This is a genomic window from Pseudomonas sp. V98_8, assembly GCF_029967975.1.
Taxonomy (GTDB): domain Bacteria; phylum Pseudomonadota; class Gammaproteobacteria; order Pseudomonadales; family Pseudomonadaceae; genus Aquipseudomonas; species Aquipseudomonas umsongensis.
Genome location: NZ_JASCAE010000031.1, coordinates 1 through 21,214, shown reverse-complemented (window position 1 = coordinate 21,214; position 21,214 = coordinate 1). Strand labels below are relative to the sequence as shown.

Below are 21,214 nucleotides of genomic sequence, written 5' to 3'. Positions count from 1 at the left end.
CTGCCCGTTCCCCAGCGGGCTTTTTTTTGCCTGCGATAAAACCTTTTCCAAAATTGCTGTCCAACCGTCGCCTACAACGAGGTTGAGCGCGCGCATGTCTGGACTTTGTTCCCTCTAAAGCATTCAATCTCGACCCTTTTGAATTTCATCCCTTTTTTGAGGTTTTTGTCATGCGTTTCACTTTGCCTGCTCTGGTTCTGGGTCTTCTGGTTGCTCAAGGCGCAATCGCCGGTGACGGTACTGCCGCCATTGGTGGCGGCCTCGGTGGTGCTCTGGGCAACGTTGTGGGCCAAAGCATGGGTGGAAGCACCGGTGCCGCGATCGGTGCTGGTGTCGCGGGCGCTGCGGGCAGTGCGGTTGCCGCCAAGAAAGGCCGCCGCACCAGCGCGGCCATCGGTGGTGGCGTGGGCGCTGCCGGCGGTTCGATCATCGGTAACAGCCTGGGTGGCAGGACCGGCTCGACGATCGGCGCAGGCCTGGGCGGCGCCTTGGGCGGCGGCGTAGGCAGCAACCTGGCCCACGGCCACAAGCGTCATTGATCCGTAGGGTAGTCAACAAAAGCCCGGCTTGATGCCGGGCTTTTGCGTTTTTGAACGTTTATGGAATTAAAGGCTCGTATACACATACCCCCGATAAATAAGAGGCGTGCCATGACCCCGAAAACCCAAGGTAATGAAGTGCAGTACCCGAGTACTCGACGCTTGACGTTACCGGCGATTGTTTTTGGATTGTTGTTTACACCGTTCGTAATGGCTGCAGGCGATGGTACCGCAGCCGTGGGCGGTGGTATTGGTGGTGCATTGGGCAACGTGGTAGGCGGTCAAATGGGTGGCAGCACGGGTGCTGCAATCGGTGCCGGTGTCGGTGGCGCCGCTGGTAGCGCGATCGGCGCACCCAAGGGCAGTCGCACCGAAGCGGCGGTAGGCGGTGGATTGGGTTCCGCCGGCGGTTCGGTGATCGGCAACAGCCTGGGCGGCAGAACCGGATCGACCATTGGCGCCGGCCTGGGTGGTGCAGCCGGTGGTGCGGTCGGTAACAATCTGGGAAGCGACGATGGCGATTCCCACTCCCATTCCGGCAACGGTCACAAGCATAAGCACAAACACAAGAACAAACATCACTGACGGATTCGATCGGCAACATAACCGATGGTCTCCCTGATCGAACCTGACGATCGACGCTGCCTCCAACGGTCAGGGCCTGCCTTTCAGGTCCGTTGCGAGGTGCTCCATGAACGCAGATCCGAAAGTCGCCGACATCGACGAAACCCCCGAATACCCCCTGCCTTCACCTACCGATTCCCTGAGTCGCGATCAGCGGCCTCCCGATGACGAGCCCGGTGTCGAACAGGTCCCCAACGATGACCTCAAGCGCACGGATTCTGATGTCGAAGTCGATCCGGACGATCCGGACATCGCTGGTGAGGACGCATCCGGCGAGCCGAGCTGACCGACCTCTGGCGCGAGACCGCCTGTCGAATGAGTGGCAACCCTGCCGATGCACTGCTGCCAGACTCAAGGTATGCAACGGGTAAAAGGAGACGTCCATGATCAGGTCAAGCGTGTTGGCCCTGGCAGTGGCTAGTCTGTTATCGATCGGTTCAGGCGTAGCATTTTCACAATCCTCAGGTAACGACGCGCCCGTCGATAAGGGCGGTATGCCGCCGTCTACTGAAATGAATGCAGGCTCTGGAACGGAGAACGCATTACCGCCTGGCGCCATCAGGAATGGCAATGCAGGCGATGCCAACGGGAGCACCACCCGCCCGGAGACGGGAAGCGGGTCGACCAGCGGTGGCAGTTCGACGGGGAGCGCTTCTGGCAATGGGTCTGGAGGATCAGATAGTGCTGCCAAAAGTAGTGGGACAGGCAAGGCGGGCGGTTAGCCTGGCATAAATCAACAGCGCGTAACGCTGTCCGGGCCCGGCGATTTGCCGGGCTTTTTGCGTCATGCGCCCGTTGCTCTTGGCCACGGCGGCTCGTTATGCTGCTGAAACCTTTAATCTGTCGCGGAACGGCCGTACCTGAGCCGCCTGGGATGTCATGAAAACGGATCAGATGCGATGAATTTACCGCTCAAGGAGTTCGGCCCCATCAAGGCCGTGATTTTCGATATGGACGGCTTGTTGCTGGACACCGAGGGGATTTACACCGAAGTCACGGCCACGATTGCCGCGCGCTATGGCCGAACGTTCGACTGGAGCGTCAAGCAGAACATCATCGGCCGTGGCGCAGGTGACCTGGCGAGTTATGTGGTGCAGGCGCTGGACTTGCCCATCAGCGCCGAAGAGTTCCTGGTGATTCGCGAGCCGCTGATGCGCGAGCGTTTTCCTGCGGCGCAGGCGATGCCGGGAGCAGAAGAGCTGGTTCGGCACTTGAAGGCGCACAACATTCCCATTGCGGTGGGAACCAGCTCCTCAAGCCAGTCGTTCGGCCAGAAAACCACCTTGCATCGCGACTGGTTCGCCTTGTTCGACTTCATCGTCACGGCCGATGATCCAGAGGTAGGCGCGGCCAAACCGGCGCCGGATATCTTCCTGACGGCCGCGCGGCGCCTGGGTGTCGACCCGCGCGATTGCCTGGTGTTCGAGGATTCGCCGTTCGGTGTCACGGCGGCCAAGGCGGCGGGGATGACGGCGATTGCGATTCCGGATGCGGCGATGGCCGACGAAAAATACGCACACGCCGATGGCATTCTTCGTTCGCTGAAAGCCTTCAAGCCCAGTGCCTGTGGTTTGCCAGCGCTCGATTGGGCCTGATGATCAAAACTTGTAGGAGCGAGCATGCTCGCGATGAGCCTGAGAGCGCCGCTGGGTGTCAGGGTTCCCTCGTCATCGTTGACGACCATCGCGAGCATGCTCGCTCCTACAGGGTCAGGCGCCAAACCCACCGTCGATGGTCAGACTCGCACCGGTGATGTAGCCGGCTTCGGGGCCGACCAGGTAGGCGACGAAACTGGCGATCTCTTCGGCTTTGCCGTAGCGCCCCACTGCCATCAACGGGATCAGGCTGTCGGCGAAGTCGCCGTGGGCAGGGTTCATGTCGGTATCGACCGGGCCCGGTTGCACGTTGTTGATGGTGATGCCCTTGGGGCCGAGGTCGCGGGCCAGGCCCTTGGTCAGGCCAACCAGCGCCGATTTGCTCATGGCGTACGGGCCACCACCGGCGAAGGGCATGCGGTCGGCATTGGTGCTGCCGATATTGATGATTCGGCCCCCTTCGGTCATGTGCCTGGCGGCAGCCTGGGTGGCGATGAATACGCTGCGTACGTTGATCGCCAGGGTCTGGTCGAAGTCTTCGAGCTTGAAATCTTCCAGCGGTGCGACGGCCAGCACACCAGCGTTATTGACCAGGATATCCAACTGGCCAAACGTTTCTACGGTGCTCGTTACGGCTGCGCGAATGGCCTCGGCGTCAGCGCTGTCGGCCTTGATGGCCAGGGCTTTGCCTCCGCCCTGGATGATGCTGTTCTGCAATTCTTCGGCCTTGGCCGTGGAGCTGACGTAGGTAAAGGCGACTGTCGCGCCTTCAGCGGCCAGGCGCTTGACGATGGCAGCGCCGATGCCGCGGGAACCGCCTTGGATCAAAGCCACTTTGCCGCTGAGGTTCTGAGTAGTCATATCGATCTCCAAAGTCCCGAGGCGAGATGTCCCGGTTGATGGAGCCTAGTATCGATTCAGGATTTCAAGCTGAGTAGACGGCTATTGCGATAGTCTGTGTAAACCATAAGTTTATAATGGCTCCTATGGAAACCTTCAGCAGTATCGAATGCTTTGTGCGCAGTGCCGAGGTCGGCAGCTTTGCCGAGGCCGCGCGACGCTTGAGCCTGACGCCGGCGGCGGTGGGCAAGAGCGTGGCCAAACTGGAAGTGCGGCTGGGGGTACGCTTGTTTCAGCGCAGCACTCGCAGCCTGACGCTGACCGAGGCCGGGCAGCTGTTTCTGAGCGAAGTCAGTGCCAGCCTGCATACGATCCAGAATGCCGTCGCCAATCTCGCCAGCGCCGAGGGTCGTCCGGCGGGCACCTTGAAGGTCAGCATGGGTACCGTCTTCGGGCGTCTATACATCGTGCCGTTGCTCGGGGAGTTTTTGCGGCGTTTTCCAGCGATCAGCCCGGACTGGCATTTCGATAACCGTCAGGTCGACCTGATTGCCCAGGGCTTCGACGCCGCGATTGGTGGCGGATTCGAACTGCCCCAAGGGGTGGTTGCGCGCAGGCTGACACCGGCCCATCGTGTGCTGGTGGCCTCGGCCGGATACCTGGCGGCGCATGAAGCGATACTCGAGCCCGATGATCTCAAGCTTCACCACGGCATCCTCATTCGCTCGCCGCAGACTGGCCGCGTGCGCTCCTGGCAGTTGACCAGCCGCACCCGACAACACAGCCCGCTGACGCTCACGGCGCGGATGACCATGAGCGATTCGGAGGCGGCCTGCGCCACGGCGGTCCAGGGTTTGGGCATTGCCCTGGTGAGCATGCCGTTTGCCGTGGGGTATCTGGAGGCGGGGACGCTGGAGCGGGTGCTGCCGGACTGGTATGTCGATGATGGCAATATTTCGATCTATTACGCCGAGCACAAACTGCTGCCGGGCAAGACCCGGGCGTTTGTGGATTTTATTATCGAGCATTTTGCCGGGCAGGGGTTAAGCCAGCGGTTTAGTGCTATTTGAGTCAGGCTTGAAACCGAGGTGCTGCCTTCGCGGGCAAGCCCGCTCCCACATGGGATTTGTGAACGACACAGAACCAATGTGGGAGCGAGCCTGCTCGCGAAGAACGGTAATGCGGTCTACCTGCCAAACCGCCCTGGCCAGCCCATGATTTTTTTCGGCCGCGGCGTCGCATAGGTTCGCACCTTGGACGTCGATAACCCCAGCCGCACCAGCGATTCGGCAATGGTCACCGCCGCCGTCACACCATCGATTACCGGCACGCCTGTGCGCTGGCGAATCTGCTCGTCCAGCCCGGCCATGCCACCGCAACCCAGGCAAATCACTTCGGCCTTGTCCTGGGTGACCGCCAGTTCAGCCTGATGCACGATGGCTTCCAGCGCGCGTTGTGGTTCGTGTTCCAGTTCCAGCACCGCCAGGCCGCTAGCTCGCACCGAGGCGCAGCGGTCCCAGAGCCCTGACAGTTTCAGGCGATCTTCGATCAGAGGAACGGTGCGGTCGAGGGTGGTGACGACCGAGTAGGCATGGCCGAGAAACATCGCGGTGCTCGCTGCCGCATCGGTGATGTCCACCACTGGCACGTTGAGCAATTCCTGCAGGCCTTCGCGACCGTGTTCGCCATAGCCTGCTTGAATCACGGCATCGAAGGGCTGGTCGTAGGCCATGACCCGATCCATCACCGCAATGGCGGCCAGGTAGCTTTCGAAGTTGCCTTCAATCGAGTCGGCACCGAAGTAGGGCGTCAGGCCAACGATTTCCGTGCCGGGCGCGGCCACGGCCTGGGCCGAACGGGCAATGGCCTGGGTGATGGATTCGGTGGTGTTGACGTTGACCACGAGAATACGCATGGGGATTCCTTATAGCGGGTGGTTCAGCGGCCCGACGCTGCCGGGCCGCGATGGAGTCAATGGCTGACGTTGTCCACGGCGATGGCTTCACCGCTGACGTCGGCGTAGTGAGGTTGGCGCTTGGCGATGATCAGGTAGAGCATCCCGGCAATCCCGGCCCCAATCAGCCAGGAAAACGGCGACACCCGGTGGAAACCCGGTACCAGCGCCAGGACGATGGCGATCAGCGCGGCGGGAATGAATGCCGCCACGGCGCGCAGATTGACCCCGCGGCTGTAGTAATAGGCGCCGTTGGGGTCTTCGCTGTACAACTGCGGCACGTTGACCTGGCCTTTTCGTACAAGCCAGTAGTCGACCATGATCACGCCATACAGCGGGCCGAGCAGGGCGCCAAGGCCAGAGAGGAAGTAGACGATCACCAGCGGGCTGTTATAGAGGTTCCACGGCAGGATCAGCACGGCGATGGTCGCGCTGATCAGCCCGGCACGACGGAATGTCAGGTATTTGGGCGCCAGGTTGCTGAGGACAAAGGCCGGCGCGACGAAGTTGGCCATGATGTTGACCGCTACGGTAACGATCAGGAACGCCAGGCAGCCCAGGACCAGGAAGAAGGTGTTGGGGATCGAGGCGATGATCTCCGTAGGACTTTCAATAATGCGGCCATTGATCTGGAATTGCGCGCCACACAGCAGGACGGTGATGGCAGCGAATGCCAGGATGTTCACCGGCAGGCCCCAGAAGTTTCCGACCTTGATGGTCTTGCGGCACGGCGAAGAGCGGGCGAAGTCGCAGAAATTGAGGATTAGCGTACCGTAGATCGCCAGCCACAATGCACCGCCGGCAAAAATGTTGCGCCACATCTCGCCTCCGCTCAGCGGCTCGCGGATCGACCAGGCGATGGTTGCATTGGCCTGGAAATACATCCAGGCGGCGAGGGCGGCGACGGTCAGCAGGATCACCGGCCCGGCAAAGGCTTCATAGCGCCGCACCATTTCCATGCCGTAGGCAAGGATGCCCAATTGCACCAACCAGATCGCCACGAAACACACCCAGCCCAGGCTAGACAGCCCGAGGATCGAATCGTGGTCGTACTCGGCGAATCCGGGGTGGATGGCGGTCAGCAGGACGCGGAACACAACCGAGGCCAGGTACGTCTGGATGCCGAACCAGGCGATGGCGATCACGGCGCGGATCAGGGCAGGAATCTGCGCACCGTGGATGCCGAAACTGATGCGGCTGATGACCGGAAACGGCACACCGGTCTTCTGGCCCATGTAGCCCGACAGGTTCATGAAGCAATACACCAGCGCCGCGCCGATGCCCAGCGACAGGAGTATCTGCCAGCCGCCCAGGCCCAGGGCGTAAAGGCCAATGGCAAACGAGTAGTTGGCGATGTTATGCACATCGTTGGTCCATAACGCGAAGATGCTGTAGCGACCCCAGCGCCGGCCTTCTGCCTTGGTCGGGGCCAGGTCCTTGTTATGCAGGCGGGGGCTGAGTACCACGGGGCATTGTTGTGTTTGATCACCGGTGGTTGGAGAGGAGTGGGAGGAGGGTAGATCCAGCGCGATATTGTTATTGGAGAGGCTTGTACGCATTCCGGCAGGCTCCTGATGCTCGACGCCGCGATGACTGTGCATGAGCGCAATGGCTCGACAAATCTTCGTCGCGGGTAGCGAATATCATTGGTTACGGGGCATCTGCAGCCTGTACGGGATAGGGCGCTTCAGGCTTGCGGATCTGGGTGTTTTTATGTTTTGAGATGATTGTATACAAAACATGTATGCACTTAAGCGAGATGCGTGCCAGTCCGGGATCTATGAAATTTGCGGCTGATTTCGTTTTGTTATGGATGAACTTCAAATTGCTGAAAAACGGGCGAAATAAGTTGACCGATTGCGCAGGTATTTATTTTTTCGGAGGTGTTTTAAAGAAGCTGTGGCGAGGGGGGGCAGGCAGGGAAATGTAACTTTTTAGGGCGAAGAAACAAAAAGTGCACACAAAAATGACACCGATGGTGACAATGATGTGTACACATTTTTAGGGTTGAGTGCTGACACCTGTGGGAGCGGGCTTGCCCGCGATGCTCTTCAACGATAACGCAGGGTGCCTGAGACACCGCGGCGTTCTCACGTTTTTTCGTGAGCGAGCTCGCTCCTACAGGGGGTATCGCTGTTATGACTTGCTGATGATATTGCCGGCATGCAGCCCGCATTCCTTCTGCGTGGCCTCTTCCCACCACCAGCGACCTTCACGCTCGTGCTGGTTTGGTAGTACCGGACGGGTGCACGGCTCACAGCCAATGCTGATGAACCCGCGTTCGTGCAGGCTGTTGTACGGTAGTTCCAGCATCCGGATGTAGCCCCAGATTTCCTCGCTGGTCATCTGCGCCAGCGGGTTGAACTTGTACAGGGTGCGTTCTGGGGTAGAGAACGCGGTGTCGATTTCCATCACTGCCACAGCGCTGCGCGTGCCAGGGCTCTGGTCGCGGCGCTGGCCGGTGGCCCAGGCCTTGACGCCAGACAATTTGCGACGCAGCGGCTCGATCTTGCGGATGCCGCAACATTCGCCATGACCGTCCTTGTAGAAACTGAACAGGCCTTTTTCCTTCACGAACGGTTCAAGCTTGGTGTGATCCGGCGACACCAGTTCGATATCGATCTTGTAATGCTCGCGCACCTGGTCGATGAAGCGGTAGGTTTCGGGATGCAAGCGGCCGGTGTCGAGGCTGAACACTTTGACGTTCTTGTTCAGCTTCCAGGCCATGTCCACCAGCACCACGTCCTCGGCGCCGCTGAAAGATATCCACAGATCATCGCCGAACTCGGCAAAAGCGAGTTTCAGGATGTCCTGGGCGGATTTGTTGGCATAGGTCGTGGCGAGTTCCACGACGTCGAACGTTGGGCTCATCAGGGCGGCTTCCTACAGGTCGGTGGCGCTGGGCGCTCTATATGGGGCCGATGGTAACAAAAAGCTGCGCTGGCCGGGGCGTCCTCTGCGTTGCGTGGTAGGGGAGTTGTCGCTAGAGTTCGGGCTCGCTCGACTCAATAAACAATACCAATGGGAGTGTCTTGTGGAAATTGCCTGTCTGGATCTTGAAGGTGTGCTGGTCCCGGAAATATGGATCGCCTTCGCCGAAAAAACCGGGATCGAATCCCTCAGGGCCACCACCCGGGACATTCCCGACTATGACGTGCTGATGAAGCAACGCTTGCGGATTCTCGACGAACACGGCCTGAAACTCGCCGACATCCAGGAGGTGATCGCCACGCTCAAGCCGCTGGACGGTGCCGTCGAGTTCGTCGATTGGCTGCGCGAGCGCTTCCAGGTGGTGATTCTGTCGGACACCTTCTACGAGTTTTCCCAGCCGCTGATGCGTCAGCTGGGGTTTCCGACCTTGCTCTGCCATCGTTTGATTACTGACGATACCGGCCGGGTGACGGGCTACCAGCTGCGCCAGAAAGATCCCAAGCGCCAGTCGGTGCTGTCCTTCAAGAGCCTCTACTACCGGGTGATTGCAGCGGGCGATTCCTACAACGACACCACGATGCTGGGTGAGGCGGACGCCGGGATTCTGTTCCATGCGCCGGACAACGTGATTGCCGAGTTCCCGCAGTTCCCGGCGGTGCATACGTTTGAAGAGTTGAAGCAGGAGTTCATCAAGGCTTCCAGCCGCACCTTGAGCCTTTAGTCGTCTGGTCTGACGCCTTCGCTGGCAAGCCAGCTCCTACAGGATTGTCGCATCTCTGTAGGAGCCGGCTTGCCGGCGAAGCTTTTAGAGGTTTTGCAGGGTATCGAGCAGCACCTTCACCTTGGTGATCGATTCCTGATACTCGGCCTGCCACTCCGAATCGGCGACGATTCCACCACCGCCCCAGCAACACACCTGCCCATCCTTGACCAACAGGCTGCGGATGGCGATGGAGCTGTCCATCTCGCCGCGCACGTCCAGATACAGCAATGAACCGCAGTACAGGCCGCGTCGGGTGGGTTCCAGCTCGTCGATGATCTGCATCGAGCGAATTTTCGGCGCACCGGTAATCGAGCCGCCCGGGAAGCTGCCGGCGATCAGGTCCAACGCATCCCGGTCATCCGCCAGTTCGCCGGTCACGCTGCTCACCAGATGATGCACGTTCGGGTAGCTTTCCAGGCTGAACAACTCAGGCACACGAACCGAACCGGTGCGGCAGGTGCGACCGAGGTCGTTGCGCAACAGGTCGACGATCATCAGGTTCTCCGCACGGTCCTTGGGGCTCGCCAGCAGTTCGGCGGCGTTCGCCGCGTCCTCGGCAGCGCTAAGGCCGCGCGGGCGTGTGCCTTTGATCGGACGGGTCTCAACATGGCGATCGCTGACTTTGACGAAACGTTCCGGTGACAGGCTCAGCACCGCGCCGCCGTCGGGCAGGCTCTGGAAGCCGGAAAACGGAGTGGGGCAAGCCAGCCGCAGCGCGCAATACGCCGTCCATGGATCACCTTGGCAGGGTGCACGGAAACGCTGGGCGAAGTTGACCTGATAGCAATCGCCTGCCTGGATGTATTGCTGGATGCGCTCAATCGCCTGGCGATACTGATCAGCGTTCAGATCGGCATTCATCGGCGCTTGCAGCTTGAACGGCTCGACCGCTTCAGCGGCGGGCTGGCTGAACAGCTGGATCAGGCGTTGGCGCTCGTTGTAGGCCAGCGTTGGGTGAAACACCAATTGGCTGGTGGCCTGGTGGTGATCGCTGATCAGCGCCCAGTCGTACAGGCCGAAGCGCGCATCGGGCAACTGCAGGTCATCCAGGGCCTGGCTCGGCAGGTTTTCCAGGTGGCGGCCGAAGTCGTAGCTCAGGTAACCGATCAAACCGCCCGCGAACGGCAGTTCGTAAGGTGCAGGCAGCGATGCTTCGCCCAAGCGTGTCAGATTGTCCCGAAGGCGTTGCAGGAAATCGCTTCCGCATTCGTCGGGCGCTACGGCCAGTTGTTCCAGCGGCCAGGCGCTGAGCAGGTCAAAGCGCCCGCGCTCGGCGCTGGGGCGGCCGCTGTCGAGCAGCACGGCACCTGGGGCATGACGAATGGCCGCGAAGTAGTCGGCAGGGTTGGCGCGATAGGGCAGCGGGTGTACGGAACAGGTCAGCATGGGCGGGTTGGATCAGCCATCGAGGCGGGGTGGCGATTGTAGTCCCCTCGGGGAATTGCTCCTAGAGGGGATTGGCAGATTGGAGGCAGGCATGACTACTGCGCAATCTGGCAGATCGTATTCGCGAGCAGGCTCGCTCCCACTAGGACTGCGCTGAACCCTGTGGGAGCGAGCCTGCTCGCGAAAGAGACATCTCGGTTCCGGATCAGCCCTCGACCGGTGGAATATGCCCGAACATCTCCTGCACAAACGCCATGCGCTCTTCGACGGTTTCAGTCACGCCACGTGCCTTCAAGTCTTCCAGCCGTGCCTCGACAGCATGGGTGCGCAAGGTCAGGCCGCAATCATTGGCAATCTGGATGTTCAAGCCAGGTCGGGCGTTGAGCTCTAGGATCAGTGGGCCTTTCTCCTGGTCCAGCACCATGTCGACACCGATGTAACCCAGCCCGCACAGTTCGTAGCAACCCGCGGCGAGTTTCATGAAACCGTCCCAGTAGGGCAGTTGCACGCCATCCACCGCATTGGTGGTGTCTGGGTGTTTGGCGATGATGTTGTTCAGCCAGGTGCCGCGCAGGGTCAGGCCGGTGGCCAGGTCGACACCCACGCCGATGGCGCCCTGGTGCAAGTTGGCCTTGCCGCCGGACTGACGGGTGGGCAAGCGCAGCATGGCCATGACCGGATACCCCATCAACACGATGATGCGGATGTCCGGTACACCTTCATAGCTGATGCTCTTGAAGATCTGGTCGGGGATCACCCGGTATTCGATCAGTGCACGGTCGCGATGCCCGCCCAGGGAATACAGGCCGGTCAGGATGCTGGAGATATGGTGCTCGAGCTCTTCGTGGTCGACGATCTTGCCCGACACCGTGCGATAGCGCCCCTCGAAGCGGTCGGCGATGACAATGATGCCGTCGCCGCCGGCGCCCTGGGCCGGCTTGATCACGAAGTCGTTGCGCCCGCCGATGATCTCGTCGAGCTTGTCGATTTCCTTCTCGGTCGAGATCACGCCATACAACTGCGGCACGTGGATGCCGGCCGCGATGGCGCGTTCCTTGGTGATGATCTTGTCGTCGACGATCGGGTACAGGCTGCGCTTGTTGTACTTGAGCACGTAGTCCGCGTTACGCCGGTTGATGCCCATGATGCCCCGGGCTTCCAGGGCTTTCCAGGTCTTCCAGAAGCCGAACATCAGGCGTCAGCCTTCTTCAGGAAGGCCTTGAAACGCACCAGTTCAGTCAGGCGGTAGCCGCGATAGCGACCCATGGCCAGCATGAAGCCCACCATGATCAACAGGATCGCCGGGAAGGTGAATACGAAGTACACCAACTCTGGAATAGTCATGATCAGGTGCGCCAGCGTCGCGGCGAACAGGGTGCCGATCGCCACTTTCATGGCATGGCTGGCGCCTCGTTCTTCCCAGGTGATCGACAGGCGTTCGATGGTCATGGTCAGGATCACCATCGGGAACAATGCCACCGACAGCCCGCGCTCCAGGCCGAGCTTATGGCTGAACAGGCTGATGGCCGCAATCAACACCACGACGAACGTCAGCACCACCGACAGCCTTGGCAGCATCTGCAGTTTCAGGTGCTCAAGGTAAGAGCGCAGCGACAACCCCAGCGCCGTGATGATGGTAAACAGCACGATACCGAAGCCGAGCTGGGTCTCGCGGAAGGCCAGGGCGATCAGCACCGGGGTAAAGGTGCCGAGGGTCTGCAGGCCGATCAGGTTGCGCAGGACCAGGATCACCAGCACGCCGATCGGGATCATCACCATGATCATGAAGGTCTGCTGGGTTTGCAGCGGCAGGCCGTACAGCGAGTACTCGAGGAAATTGGCGTCGGTGTTCTCGTCGGTCAGCTTGGCCAGGCGAATGGCGTTCATCTCGCTGTTGTTCATGCTGAAGGTCACAGTGGCCTTCTTGCCGCCATCGACGGTGATCAGGTTTTCATCGCCGGTCCACCACAGCAGGCGGTCGGTCGGCAGGCCCTGTTCGCCGGTTTCCGGGTTGAAGTACAGCCAGTCGGTGCCGTTGAAGCTGCGCAGCCAGAGTTCCGGGGTTTGTGGCTGGTCGGCCACCAGGCGAATGGTGTGGACCTTTTCCACCGGCACGTGGGCGATGGACAGCAGCAGCTCGACGATCTTCGCCTTGTGGGCCGGTGTCGGGTCGCCGGCCAGGAGCATCTTGGCGTTGTCGTCGTTGCTGTTGTTGACCCGCTTGATCGCTTCGCTGATGAAGGTCTCGACGTCGGCCGAGTGCTGGCGAATCGGCGCCAGCAGCGCTTCGGCGGCGAGTTTTTCAGGGCCTTCCACGGCAATGCTGTCGCGGAAGGTCGGCCCCTTGATCTTGGCTTTTTCGGCGGTGTAGCGCTTGGTCAACACCAGGCGGTAATAAAGGGTCTGGTTGCCTTTGGCCCGACGCGCCGACCAGGTGACCTTGCGGTTGCCGTCGACTCGGTTCACGGCCACGCCGTAATTATTGGAAATGAAGCTTTCGTTGAGGCTTACGTAATCGCGGCTCAACGGTGGCACGAACATCTGGATCTTGACGGGGTCCTTGGCACTGGCGACGAACTCGACCTTGGCGTCGATGTTCCACAAGTCGTCGGTGGCGTCTTCCGTCACGGGAATGCCGAGTACGAAGATCTGGTAGGCCGTGACTGAAATGCCCAATACCACCAGGATGGCGATCAACATTTTCAGATGAAGGGTAAGAGAGCGCATTTAAATTACTCGGCGGTATGAGCGTCGGCGGCGCAGGCGGGTTTGCCGGCAGCGTATTTAAGACTGGGGTCGACCAGCGCATCGAAGCGTTTGAGTGCTTCGGAGCCGATCAAGAGCGGATATTGGAACGCGCTACGGTCGGTCAGGTTCACTTCGATGCTGCGTAAAGCTGAACCCATGCAGATATCCAGCTCGATCACCGGACGGGCAGTGTACTTCTTGCCCTCTTCCGGGTCGTAGTCACCGGCCCGGCGTTTGATCTTGCTGACGCGGGCCAGCGGTCGTTCGATCGGGTGCGAATGGGCGGTGTCGATGGCCAGGTAGAAGCGCACCCAGGACTCGCCATTGCGTTTGAAGCGCTTGATGTCGCGGGCGCTCAAGGATGCGGTTTTTGCCCCGGTGTCGAGTTTGGCGGCCACTTCGAGGTCGATGCCGCCCAACGAAGCATATTCATTGAGGCCGTACACGGTCTTGTCCCCGGCAGCGGCGAAACCGGGCAGGCAAAGAAGAAAAAGGAAGATCGGGAAGGGCTTGAGTCTCATAAATCCTGGTGCGCAGCGGTCTGTTCTTTAATTCAAGACCCTGGCATCGCTGCGCAAGCTCCTCGTATGCCTATCAGCTATTTATGACAAGCCGTGCAGATGTCACAAACAAATGCGGGCGGCATTCTAGCACGGCAGGTTGATGGCGCCAGCGCTGGCGGGCGGCTGTGAATCGCGGCCTCTGCTTTGTTATGGTGCAGGCGGTTATTAGACGATTGTCGACAATATCTAATTATCCTTTGACTGCGACGGCAGTTTTGGTTAATTTTTGCCGCACTGGCTTTCAAGGTGTCGACAATATGCTGGATCAACTGGCTCCCCCGCTTACCGTTCAGGATGACTCGGAAACGCTTTCCGAAAACGTCTTCCGACGCATTCAAGCGGCCATCGTCAAGGGTGAGATCGCCCCGGGCAGCAAAATCTCCGAGCCCGAGCTGGCCCGTACCTACGGCATCAGCCGTGGCCCGTTGCGCGAAGCCATCCACCGCCTGGAAGGCCAGCGCCTGCTGGTGCGCGTGCCACACGTCGGAGCACGGGTGGTGTCGCTCAACCATGCCGAGCTGGTGGAACTCTACGAAATTCGCGAATCCCTCGAAGGCATGGCCTGTCGCCTGGCCGCCGAGCGCATGAGCGTCGAGGAAATCGACGAACTGCGCCGGGTCCTTGAAACCCACGAGCGCGACGAGGCCTTCCAGGCTGGCCGCGGCTACTACCAGCAGGAAGGCGATTTCGACTTCCACTACCGGATTATCCAGGGCAGCGGTAACCGCACCCTGACGCAAATGCTCTGCGGCGAGCTGTATCAATTGGTGCGCATGTACCGCATCCAGTTTTCCACCACGCCCAATCGCCCGCACCAGGCCTTTGCCGAGCACCACCGAATTCTCGATGCCATCGCCGACCGTGACGGTGAACTGGCCGAGTTGTTGATGCGCCGTCACATCGGCGCCTCCAAACGCAACATCGCCCGTCATTACCAGGACGGCGCTAACCCGACAGCCAAACGAGGTGAGTCATGAGTTTGAACAAGAGCACTCCAGGCCAGCGTTTCCGCGATGCGGTCGCCAGCGAGCATCCATTGCAAGTGGTCGGCGCCATCAACGCCAACCACGCCCTGCTGGCCAAGCGTGCCGGTTTCAAGGCGATCTACCTGTCTGGTGGCGGGGTGGCTGCTGGCTCCCTGGGCGTGCCGGACCTGGGCATCACCGGCCTGGATGACGTGCTGACCGACGTGCGTCGCATCACCGACGTCTGCGACCTGCCGCTGCTGGTGGATGTGGACACCGGTTTCGGTTCCTCGGCGTTCAACGTCGCCCGTACCGTCAAGTCGATGATCAAGTTCGGCGCGGCGGCGATTCACATTGAAGACCAGGTTGGCGCCAAGCGTTGCGGTCACCGTCCTAACAAGGAAATCGTGACCCAGCAGGAAATGGTCGATCGCATCAAGGCGGCCGTCGATGCCCGTACCGATGACAGCTTCGTGATCATGGCCCGTACCGACGCCCTGGCCGTGGAAGGCCTGGAATCGGCACTGGATCGCGCCGCGGCGTGCATCGAGGCTGGCGCCGACATGGTGTTCCCGGAAGCCATCACCGAACTCGAGATGTACAAACTGTTTGCCAGCCGTGTGAAAGCGCCGATCCTGGCCAACATCACCGAATTTGGCGCGACGCCCCTGTACACCACCGAGCAACTCGCCGCTGCCGACGTGTCGCTGGTGCTGTACCCGCTGTCGGCCTTCCGCGCCATGAACAAGGCTGCGGAAAATGTCTACACCGCGATCCGTCGCGATGGCACGCAGGCGAATGTCATCGACACCATGCAGACCCGCATGGAGCTTTACGATCGCATCGACTATCACACCTTCGAGCAGAAGCTCGATGCGTTGTTCGCCGCGAAAAAATGAAGATCAAAAGATCGCAGCCTTCGGCAGCTCCTACCTCGGCCGTGATCCACTGTAGGAGCTGTCGAGTGCAACGAGGCTGCGATCTTTTCGGCATCACCCGAATAACCTGATGAAGCACAATTTGCCGATTCCCTAACAAAATTAAAAACTGGAGGCAGAAATGGCCGAAGCAAAAGTACTCAGTGGCGCCGGGCTCCGTGGCCAGGTTGCCGGGCAAACCGCACTGTCCACCGTGGGCCAGTCGGGCGCAGGCCTGACCTATCGTGGCTATGACGTCCGCGAACTGGCGGCTGACGCGCAATTCGAAGAAGTCGCTTACCTGCTGCTGTACGGCGAACTGCCGACCAAGGCGCAACTGGCCGCCTACATCACTAAACTGAGCAAGCTGCGTGACCTGCCGCAAGCGCTCAAGGAAGTGCTGGAACGCATCCCCGCCGACGCCCACCCGATGGACGTGATGCGCACCGGCTGCTCGTTCCTGGGCAACCTGGAGCCAGAGAACGACTTCTCCGAGCAGCACGACAAGACTGACCGCCTGCTGGCGGCATTCCCGGCGATCATGACCTACTGGTATCGCTTCAGCCACGAAGGCAAGCGCATTGAATGCGTTAGCGACGAACCATCCATCGGTGGTCACTTCCTGCACCTGCTGCACGGCAAGAAGCCGAGCGAGCTGCACGTCAAGGTGATGAACGTTTCGCTGATCCTCTACGCGGAGCACGAATTCAACGCCTCGACCTTCACCGCGCGTGTGTGTGCCTCGACCCTGTCCGACCTGTATTCGTGCATCACCGCGGCCATTGGCTCGCTGCGCGGTCCGTTGCATGGCGGCGCCAACGAAGCGGCGATGGAAATGATCGAGCGCTTCAGCTCGCCGGAAGATGCGATCAAGGGCACCCTCGGCATGCTCGAGCGCAAGGACAAGATCATGGGCTTCGGCCACGCGATCTATAAGGACAGCGATCCGCGCAACGAGGTGATCAAGGGCTGGTCGAAAAAGCTCGCCGACGAAGTGGGCGACAAAGTGTTGTTCCCGGTCTCCGAAGCCATCGACAAGACCATGTGGGAGCAGAAGAAGCTGTTCCCGAACGCCGACTTCTACCATGCCTCGGCGTACCACTTCATGGGTATCCCGACCAAGTTGTTCACACCGATCTTCGTCTGCTCGCGCCTGACCGGCTGGGCCGCACACGTGTACGAACAGCGTGCCAACAACCGCATCATCCGCCCAAGCGCCGAATACGTCGGCGTTGAACAGCGCAAGTTCGTGCCAATCGAACAACGCTGAATGGTGGAGGCTGCCACACGGGTTACTGGCTGAACCGGTGACCCTGTAGGAGCTGACTTGCCAGCGAAAGCGATTTGCCGTTCAACATTTATGTTGCCTGAGCCACCGCATTCGCTGGCAAGCCAGCTCCTACAGAGGTCCGTGAATCCTCAGAAACCGTACCAGGCCCCACCCTTTGAAACTACCGTGACCGAGTCCTGACCGATGAACACAGAATTCCGTAAATCGCTGCCCGGCAGCCACCTGGATTACTTCGACGTCCGTGCGGCAGTCGAGGCCATCCAGCCCGGCGCCTATGACACCCTGCCGTACACCTCCCGCGTGCTGGCGGAAAACCTGGTGCGTCGCTGTGACCCGGCCACGCTGACCGAATCCCTGAAGCAATTCATCGAGCGCAAGCGCGACCTCGATTTCCCGTGGTTCCCGGCCCGTGTGGTGTGCCACGACATTCTTGGCCAGACCGCGCTGGTCGACCTCGCCGGCCTGCGTGACGCTATCGCTCTGCAAGGCGGCGACCCGGCACAAGTCAACCCGGTGGTGCCGACCCAATTGATCGTCGACCACTCCCTGGCCGTCGAGCGCGGTGGCTTCGATCCGGAGGCGTTCGAGAAAAACCGCGCCATCGAAGACCGTCGCAACGAAGACCGTTTCCACTTCATCAACTGGACCAAGAAGGCGTTCAAGAACGTCGACGTGATCCCGCCAGGCAACGGCATCATGCACCAGATCAACCTGGAGAAAATGTCTCCGGTGATCCAGGTGCGCGACGGCGTGGCGTTCCCTGATACTTGCGTCGGTACCGACAGCCACACCCCGCACGTCGATGCGTTGGGCGTCATCGCCATCGGTGTGGGTGGCCTGGAAGCGGAAAGCGTAATGCTCGGTCGCGCCTCCTGGATGCGCCTGCCGGAAAGCGTTGGCGTCGAGCTCACCGGCAAGCTGCAACCGGGCATCACCGCCACCGACATGGTGCTGGCGCTGACCGAGTTCCTGCGCAAGCAAAAGGTCGTCGGTGCCTGGCTGGAGTTCTTCGGCGAAGGCGCCGCGGCCCTGACCCTGGGCGACCGCGCGACCATCTCCAACATGGCCCCGGAATACGGCGCCACCGCGGCGATGTTCTACATCGACCAGCAAACCATCGACTACCTCAAGCTCACCGGCCGTGAAGACGTGCAGGTGCAGCTGGTCGAGAACTACGCCAAGACCACGGGCCTGTGGGCCGATAGCTTGAAAGGCGCGCAATACGAGCGCGGTCTGACCTTCGATCTGTCCTCGGTGGTGCGCAACATGGCCGGCCCGAGCAACCCGCACGCCCGTGTGGCGGTGTCAGACCTGGCCGCCAAAGGTATCTCCGGCCAGTGGGACGACGTGCCTGGCCAAATGCCGGACGGCGCGGTGATCATCGCCGCCATCACCAGCTGCACCAACACCAGCAACCCGCGCAACGTGATCGCCGCCGGCCTGCTGGCGCGCAACGCCAACAAACTGGGCCTGACCCGCAAGCCGTGGGTCAAGTCGTCCCTGGCGCCAGGCTCGAAAACGGTCGCCCTGTACCTTGACGAAGCCGGCCTGACCAATGAGCTGGAGCAACTTGGTTTCGGCGTCGTGGCCTTCGCCTGCACCACCTGCAATGGCATGTCCGGCGCGCTGGACCCGGTGATCCAGCAAGAGATCATCGACCGCGACCTGTACGCCACTGCCGTGTTGTCCGGCAACCGCAACTTCGACGGGCGGATTCACCCGTACGCCAAGCAAGCGTTCCTGGCTTCGCCGCCATTGGTGGTCGCTTATGCCATCGCGGGCACCATCCGCTTCGACATCGAAAAAGACGTGCTGGGCGTGGTCGATGGCAAGGAAATCCGCCTGAAAGACATTTGGCCGAGCGACGAAGAAATCGATGCCGTGGTGAAAGCCTCGGTGAAGCCGGAGCAGTTCCGCCAGGTCTACATCCCGATGTTCGCCATCCACGAAGACACCGGCCCGAAAGTCGCGCCGCTGTATGAATGGCGCGAGATGAGCACCTACATCCGCCGTCCGCCGTACTGGGAAGGCGCACTGGCCGGCGCGCGTCCGCTCAAGGGCATGCGCCCGCTGGCGGTGCTGCCGGACAACATCACCACCGATCACCTGTCGCCGTCGAACGCGATCATGCTCGACAGCGCCGCTGGCGAATACCTGGCGAAAATGGGCCTGCCGGAAGAGGACTTCAACTCCTACGCGACTCATCGGGGCGACCATTTGACGGCGCAGCGCGCGACCTTCGCCAACCCGAAACTGTTCAACGAAATGGTTGTGGAAAACGGCAAGGTCAAGCAGGGCTCCCTGGCCCGTGTCGAGCCGGAAGGCAAAGTGATGCGCATGTGGGAAGCCATCGAGACCTACATGGATCGCAAGCAGCCGCTGATCATTATCGCGGGTGCCGACTACGGTCAGGGTTCATCCCGCGACTGGGCAGCCAAAGGCGTGCGGCTGGCGGGGGTGGAAGCGATCGCCGCCGAAGGTTTCGAACGCATTCACCGCACCAACCTGGTGGGCATGGGCGTGTTGCCACTGGAGTTCAAACCGGGCACCAACCGTCACACCCTGGCCATTGACGGCAGCGAAACCTACGACGTGATCGGTGATCGCACCCCGCGTGCCGAGCTGACGCTGGTGATCCATCGCAAGAACGGCGAACGCGTCGATGTGCCGGTGACCTGCCGCCTCGATACCGCTGAGGAAGTGTCGATCTACGAGGCCGGTGGGGTGCTGCAACGCTTCGCCCAGGACTTCCTCGAAGAATCGGCGGTTGTCGTTTAACACACGCAGCATGGACACGGGACTTTGAGTCCCGTGTCTGTTTTGAAGGAGCACTCATGTCTCACGCACCGCAAATCAAAATTCCCGCCACCTACATGCGCGGCGGCACCAGCAAAGGCGTGTTCTTCAGCCTCAAGGACCTGCCAGAAGTTGCACAGGTTCCAGGCCCGGCTCGCGATGCATTGCTGCTGCGCGTGATCGGCAGCCCGGACCCGTACGACAAGCAAATCGACGGCATGGGCGGCGCGACCTCCAGCACCAGCAAAACCGTGATCCTGTCGAAAAGCACCAAGGCCGATCACGACGTCGACTACCTGTTCGGCCAGGTGTCGATCGACAAGCCATTCGTCGACTGGAGTGGCAACTGCGGCAACCTGACCGCGGCAGTCGGCTCGTTCGCCATCAGCAATGGCCTGGTGGACGCCAGCCGCATCCCCCAGAACGGCATCGCCGTGGTACGCGTATGGCAAGCCAACATCGGCAAGACCATCATCGCCCACGTGCCGATCACCGACGGTGAAGTGCAGGAAACCGGCGATTTCGAACTCGACGGCGTGACCTTTCCAGCGGCGGAAGTGCAGGTCGAATTCCTCGATCCGGCAGCAGAGGAAGAGGGCGGTGGCGGTTCGATGTTCCCTACCGGCAACCTGGTGGACGACCTGGAAGTGCCTGGCGTGGGGACCTTGAAGGCAACCCTGATCAACGCGGGCATCCCGACCATTTTCGTCAATGCCGAAGACATCGGTTACAAGGGCACCGAGTTGCAGGGCGCGATCAACGGCGATCCAAAAGCATTGCTGATGTTCGAAACCATCCGTGCCTACGGCGCACTGCGCATGGGCCTGATCTCCAACATCGACGAAGCGGCCAAGCGCCAGCACACGCCGAAGGTGGCATTCGTCGCCAAGCCTGCGGACTACGTGTCGTCGAGCGGCAAAGCGGTTGCGGCGGGCGATGTCGACCTGCTGGTGCGCGCGCTGTCCATGGGTAAGTTGCACCACGCGATGATGGGCACGGCGGCAGTCGCCATCGGCACGGCGGCAGCGATTTCCGGGACGCTGGTGAACCTCGCGGCAGGCGGTATAGAACGCAATGCGGTGCGCTTCGGTCACCCTTCGGGCACCTTGCGCGTCGGCGCCGAGGCCAGCCAGGTGAACGGTGAGTGGACCGTGAAAAAGGCCATCATGAGCCGCAGTGCGCGGGTGCTGATGGAAGGTTCCGTCCGTGTGCCGGGCGATTCCTTCTAAGCGACACGTACCCCTGTAGGAGCTGCCGCAGGCTGCGATCTTTTGATCTTAAAAACAAATCAAAAGATCGCAG

The 21,214-nt window shown here is 60.8% G+C and carries 19 protein-coding genes; 11 read left to right on the top strand and 8 right to left on the bottom strand.

The window, feature by feature from the left end; all coding sequences use genetic code 11:
• Nucleotides 1–170 precede the first annotated feature (170 nt).
• From QLG10_RS08780 to QLG10_RS08760, 4 genes are all read left to right on the top strand, one after another.
• Nucleotides 171–539, top strand: a complete 369-nt coding sequence (locus QLG10_RS08780; RefSeq protein ID WP_110749560.1) for a bacteriocin — start codon at nt 171–173, stop codon at nt 537–539.
• A gap of 111 nt (nt 540–650) precedes the next feature.
• Nucleotides 651–1,124: a glycine zipper domain-containing protein gene (locus tag QLG10_RS08775; protein ID WP_110749558.1), complete on the top strand. Its 474-nt coding sequence runs from the start codon at nt 651–653 to the stop codon at nt 1,122–1,124.
• A 106-nt stretch (nt 1,125–1,230) separates the two neighbouring features.
• A complete protein-coding gene (locus tag QLG10_RS08770) occupies nt 1,231–1,449 on the top strand; it encodes a hypothetical protein (protein ID WP_033041340.1) in 219 nt (72 codons plus the stop codon).
• Nucleotides 1,450–2,062: 613 nt separating this feature from the next.
• The gene (locus QLG10_RS08760; protein WP_110749554.1) at nt 2,063–2,758 is read left to right on the top strand and encodes an HAD-IA family hydrolase; all 696 of its coding nucleotides are present in this window, start codon (nt 2,063–2,065) and stop codon (nt 2,756–2,758) included.
• A 114-nt stretch (nt 2,759–2,872) separates the two neighbouring features.
• On the opposite strand, the gene QLG10_RS08755 is transcribed toward QLG10_RS08760, so the two are convergent.
• Nucleotides 2,873–3,619 carry a 3-oxoacyl-ACP reductase family protein gene (locus QLG10_RS08755; protein WP_110749551.1) on the bottom strand — a complete coding sequence of 249 codons (747 nt, stop codon included), beginning with the start codon at nt 3,617–3,619 and terminating at the stop codon, nt 2,873–2,875.
• 125 nt (nt 3,620–3,744) lie between these two features.
• Between QLG10_RS08755 and QLG10_RS08750 the strand changes: the two genes are divergently transcribed.
• A complete protein-coding gene (locus tag QLG10_RS08750; protein ID WP_110749549.1) occupies nt 3,745–4,668 on the top strand; it encodes a LysR family transcriptional regulator in 924 nt (307 codons plus the stop codon).
• A 116-nt stretch (nt 4,669–4,784) separates the two neighbouring features.
• On the opposite strand, the gene QLG10_RS08745 is transcribed toward QLG10_RS08750, so the two are convergent.
• The 3 genes from QLG10_RS08745 to QLG10_RS08735 all read right to left on the bottom strand — a co-directional run bounded on the left by QLG10_RS08745 (nt 4,785) and on the right by QLG10_RS08735 (nt 8,423).
• Nucleotides 4,785–5,513 (bottom strand): aspartate/glutamate racemase family protein, encoded by a 729-nt coding sequence (locus tag QLG10_RS08745; protein ID WP_110749547.1) that lies wholly within the window; start codon nt 5,511–5,513, stop codon nt 4,785–4,787.
• A gap of 56 nt (nt 5,514–5,569) precedes the next feature.
• Nucleotides 5,570–7,111: an NCS1 family nucleobase:cation symporter-1 gene (locus QLG10_RS08740; RefSeq protein WP_282486883.1), complete on the bottom strand. Its 1,542-nt coding sequence runs from the start codon at nt 7,109–7,111 to the stop codon at nt 5,570–5,572.
• Between the two features lie 577 nt (nt 7,112–7,688).
• Nucleotides 7,689–8,423 (bottom strand): phosphoadenylyl-sulfate reductase, encoded by a 735-nt coding sequence (locus tag QLG10_RS08735; protein ID WP_033044110.1) that lies wholly within the window; start codon nt 8,421–8,423, stop codon nt 7,689–7,691.
• A 163-nt stretch (nt 8,424–8,586) separates the two neighbouring features.
• Here QLG10_RS08735 and thrH point away from each other — a divergent pair, with 163 nt between their 5' ends.
• Entirely contained in the window at nt 8,587–9,204 is a 618-nt protein-coding gene (gene thrH, locus QLG10_RS08730; protein ID WP_110749541.1) for a bifunctional phosphoserine phosphatase/homoserine phosphotransferase ThrH, read from the top strand.
• Between the two features lie 84 nt (nt 9,205–9,288).
• Here thrH and pabB read toward each other — a convergent pair whose 3' ends face one another.
• From pabB to QLG10_RS08710, 4 genes are all read right to left on the bottom strand, one after another.
• Nucleotides 9,289–10,632 carry an aminodeoxychorismate synthase component I gene (pabB, locus tag QLG10_RS08725; RefSeq protein WP_110749539.1) on the bottom strand — a complete coding sequence of 448 codons (1,344 nt, stop codon included), beginning with the start codon at nt 10,630–10,632 and terminating at the stop codon, nt 9,289–9,291.
• Between the two features lie 205 nt (nt 10,633–10,837).
• The gene (locus tag QLG10_RS08720; RefSeq protein WP_110749537.1) at nt 10,838–11,824 is read right to left on the bottom strand and encodes an alpha-L-glutamate ligase-like protein; all 987 of its coding nucleotides are present in this window, start codon (nt 11,822–11,824) and stop codon (nt 10,838–10,840) included.
• On the bottom strand, nt 11,824–13,359 hold the full coding sequence (locus tag QLG10_RS08715; protein ID WP_033044105.1) for an inactive transglutaminase family protein: 1,536 nt from the start codon (nt 13,357–13,359) through the stop codon (nt 11,824–11,826). The genes QLG10_RS08720 and QLG10_RS08715 overlap by 1 nt, the downstream gene beginning before the upstream one ends.
• 5 nt (nt 13,360–13,364) lie before the next feature.
• Complete coding sequence (locus QLG10_RS08710; protein WP_020800455.1) at nt 13,365–13,901, bottom strand: ATP-dependent zinc protease; 537 nt, start codon at nt 13,899–13,901, stop codon at nt 13,365–13,367.
• Nucleotides 13,902–14,203: 302 nt separating this feature from the next.
• On the opposite strand from QLG10_RS08710, the gene QLG10_RS08705 reads away from it, so the two are divergent.
• From QLG10_RS08705 to prpF, 5 genes are all read left to right on the top strand, one after another.
• Entirely contained in the window at nt 14,204–14,920 is a 717-nt protein-coding gene (locus QLG10_RS08705) for a GntR family transcriptional regulator (protein ID WP_173667179.1), read from the top strand.
• Entirely contained in the window at nt 14,917–15,807 is an 891-nt protein-coding gene (gene prpB / locus QLG10_RS08700; RefSeq protein WP_020800453.1) for a methylisocitrate lyase, read from the top strand. The genes QLG10_RS08705 and prpB overlap by 4 nt, the downstream gene beginning before the upstream one ends.
• Nucleotides 15,808–15,967: 160 nt before the next feature.
• Complete coding sequence (gene prpC, locus QLG10_RS08695; protein WP_110749535.1) at nt 15,968–17,095, top strand: 2-methylcitrate synthase; 1,128 nt, start codon at nt 15,968–15,970, stop codon at nt 17,093–17,095.
• Between the two features lie 204 nt (nt 17,096–17,299).
• Nucleotides 17,300–19,894, top strand: a complete 2,595-nt coding sequence (acnD, locus tag QLG10_RS08690) for a Fe/S-dependent 2-methylisocitrate dehydratase AcnD (protein WP_282486868.1) — start codon at nt 17,300–17,302, stop codon at nt 19,892–19,894.
• Nucleotides 19,895–19,950: 56 nt separating this feature from the next.
• Nucleotides 19,951–21,141: a 2-methylaconitate cis-trans isomerase PrpF gene (prpF, locus tag QLG10_RS08685; RefSeq protein WP_282486866.1), complete on the top strand. Its 1,191-nt coding sequence runs from the start codon at nt 19,951–19,953 to the stop codon at nt 21,139–21,141.
• The last annotated feature ends 73 nt before the right edge of the window (nt 21,142–21,214 follow it).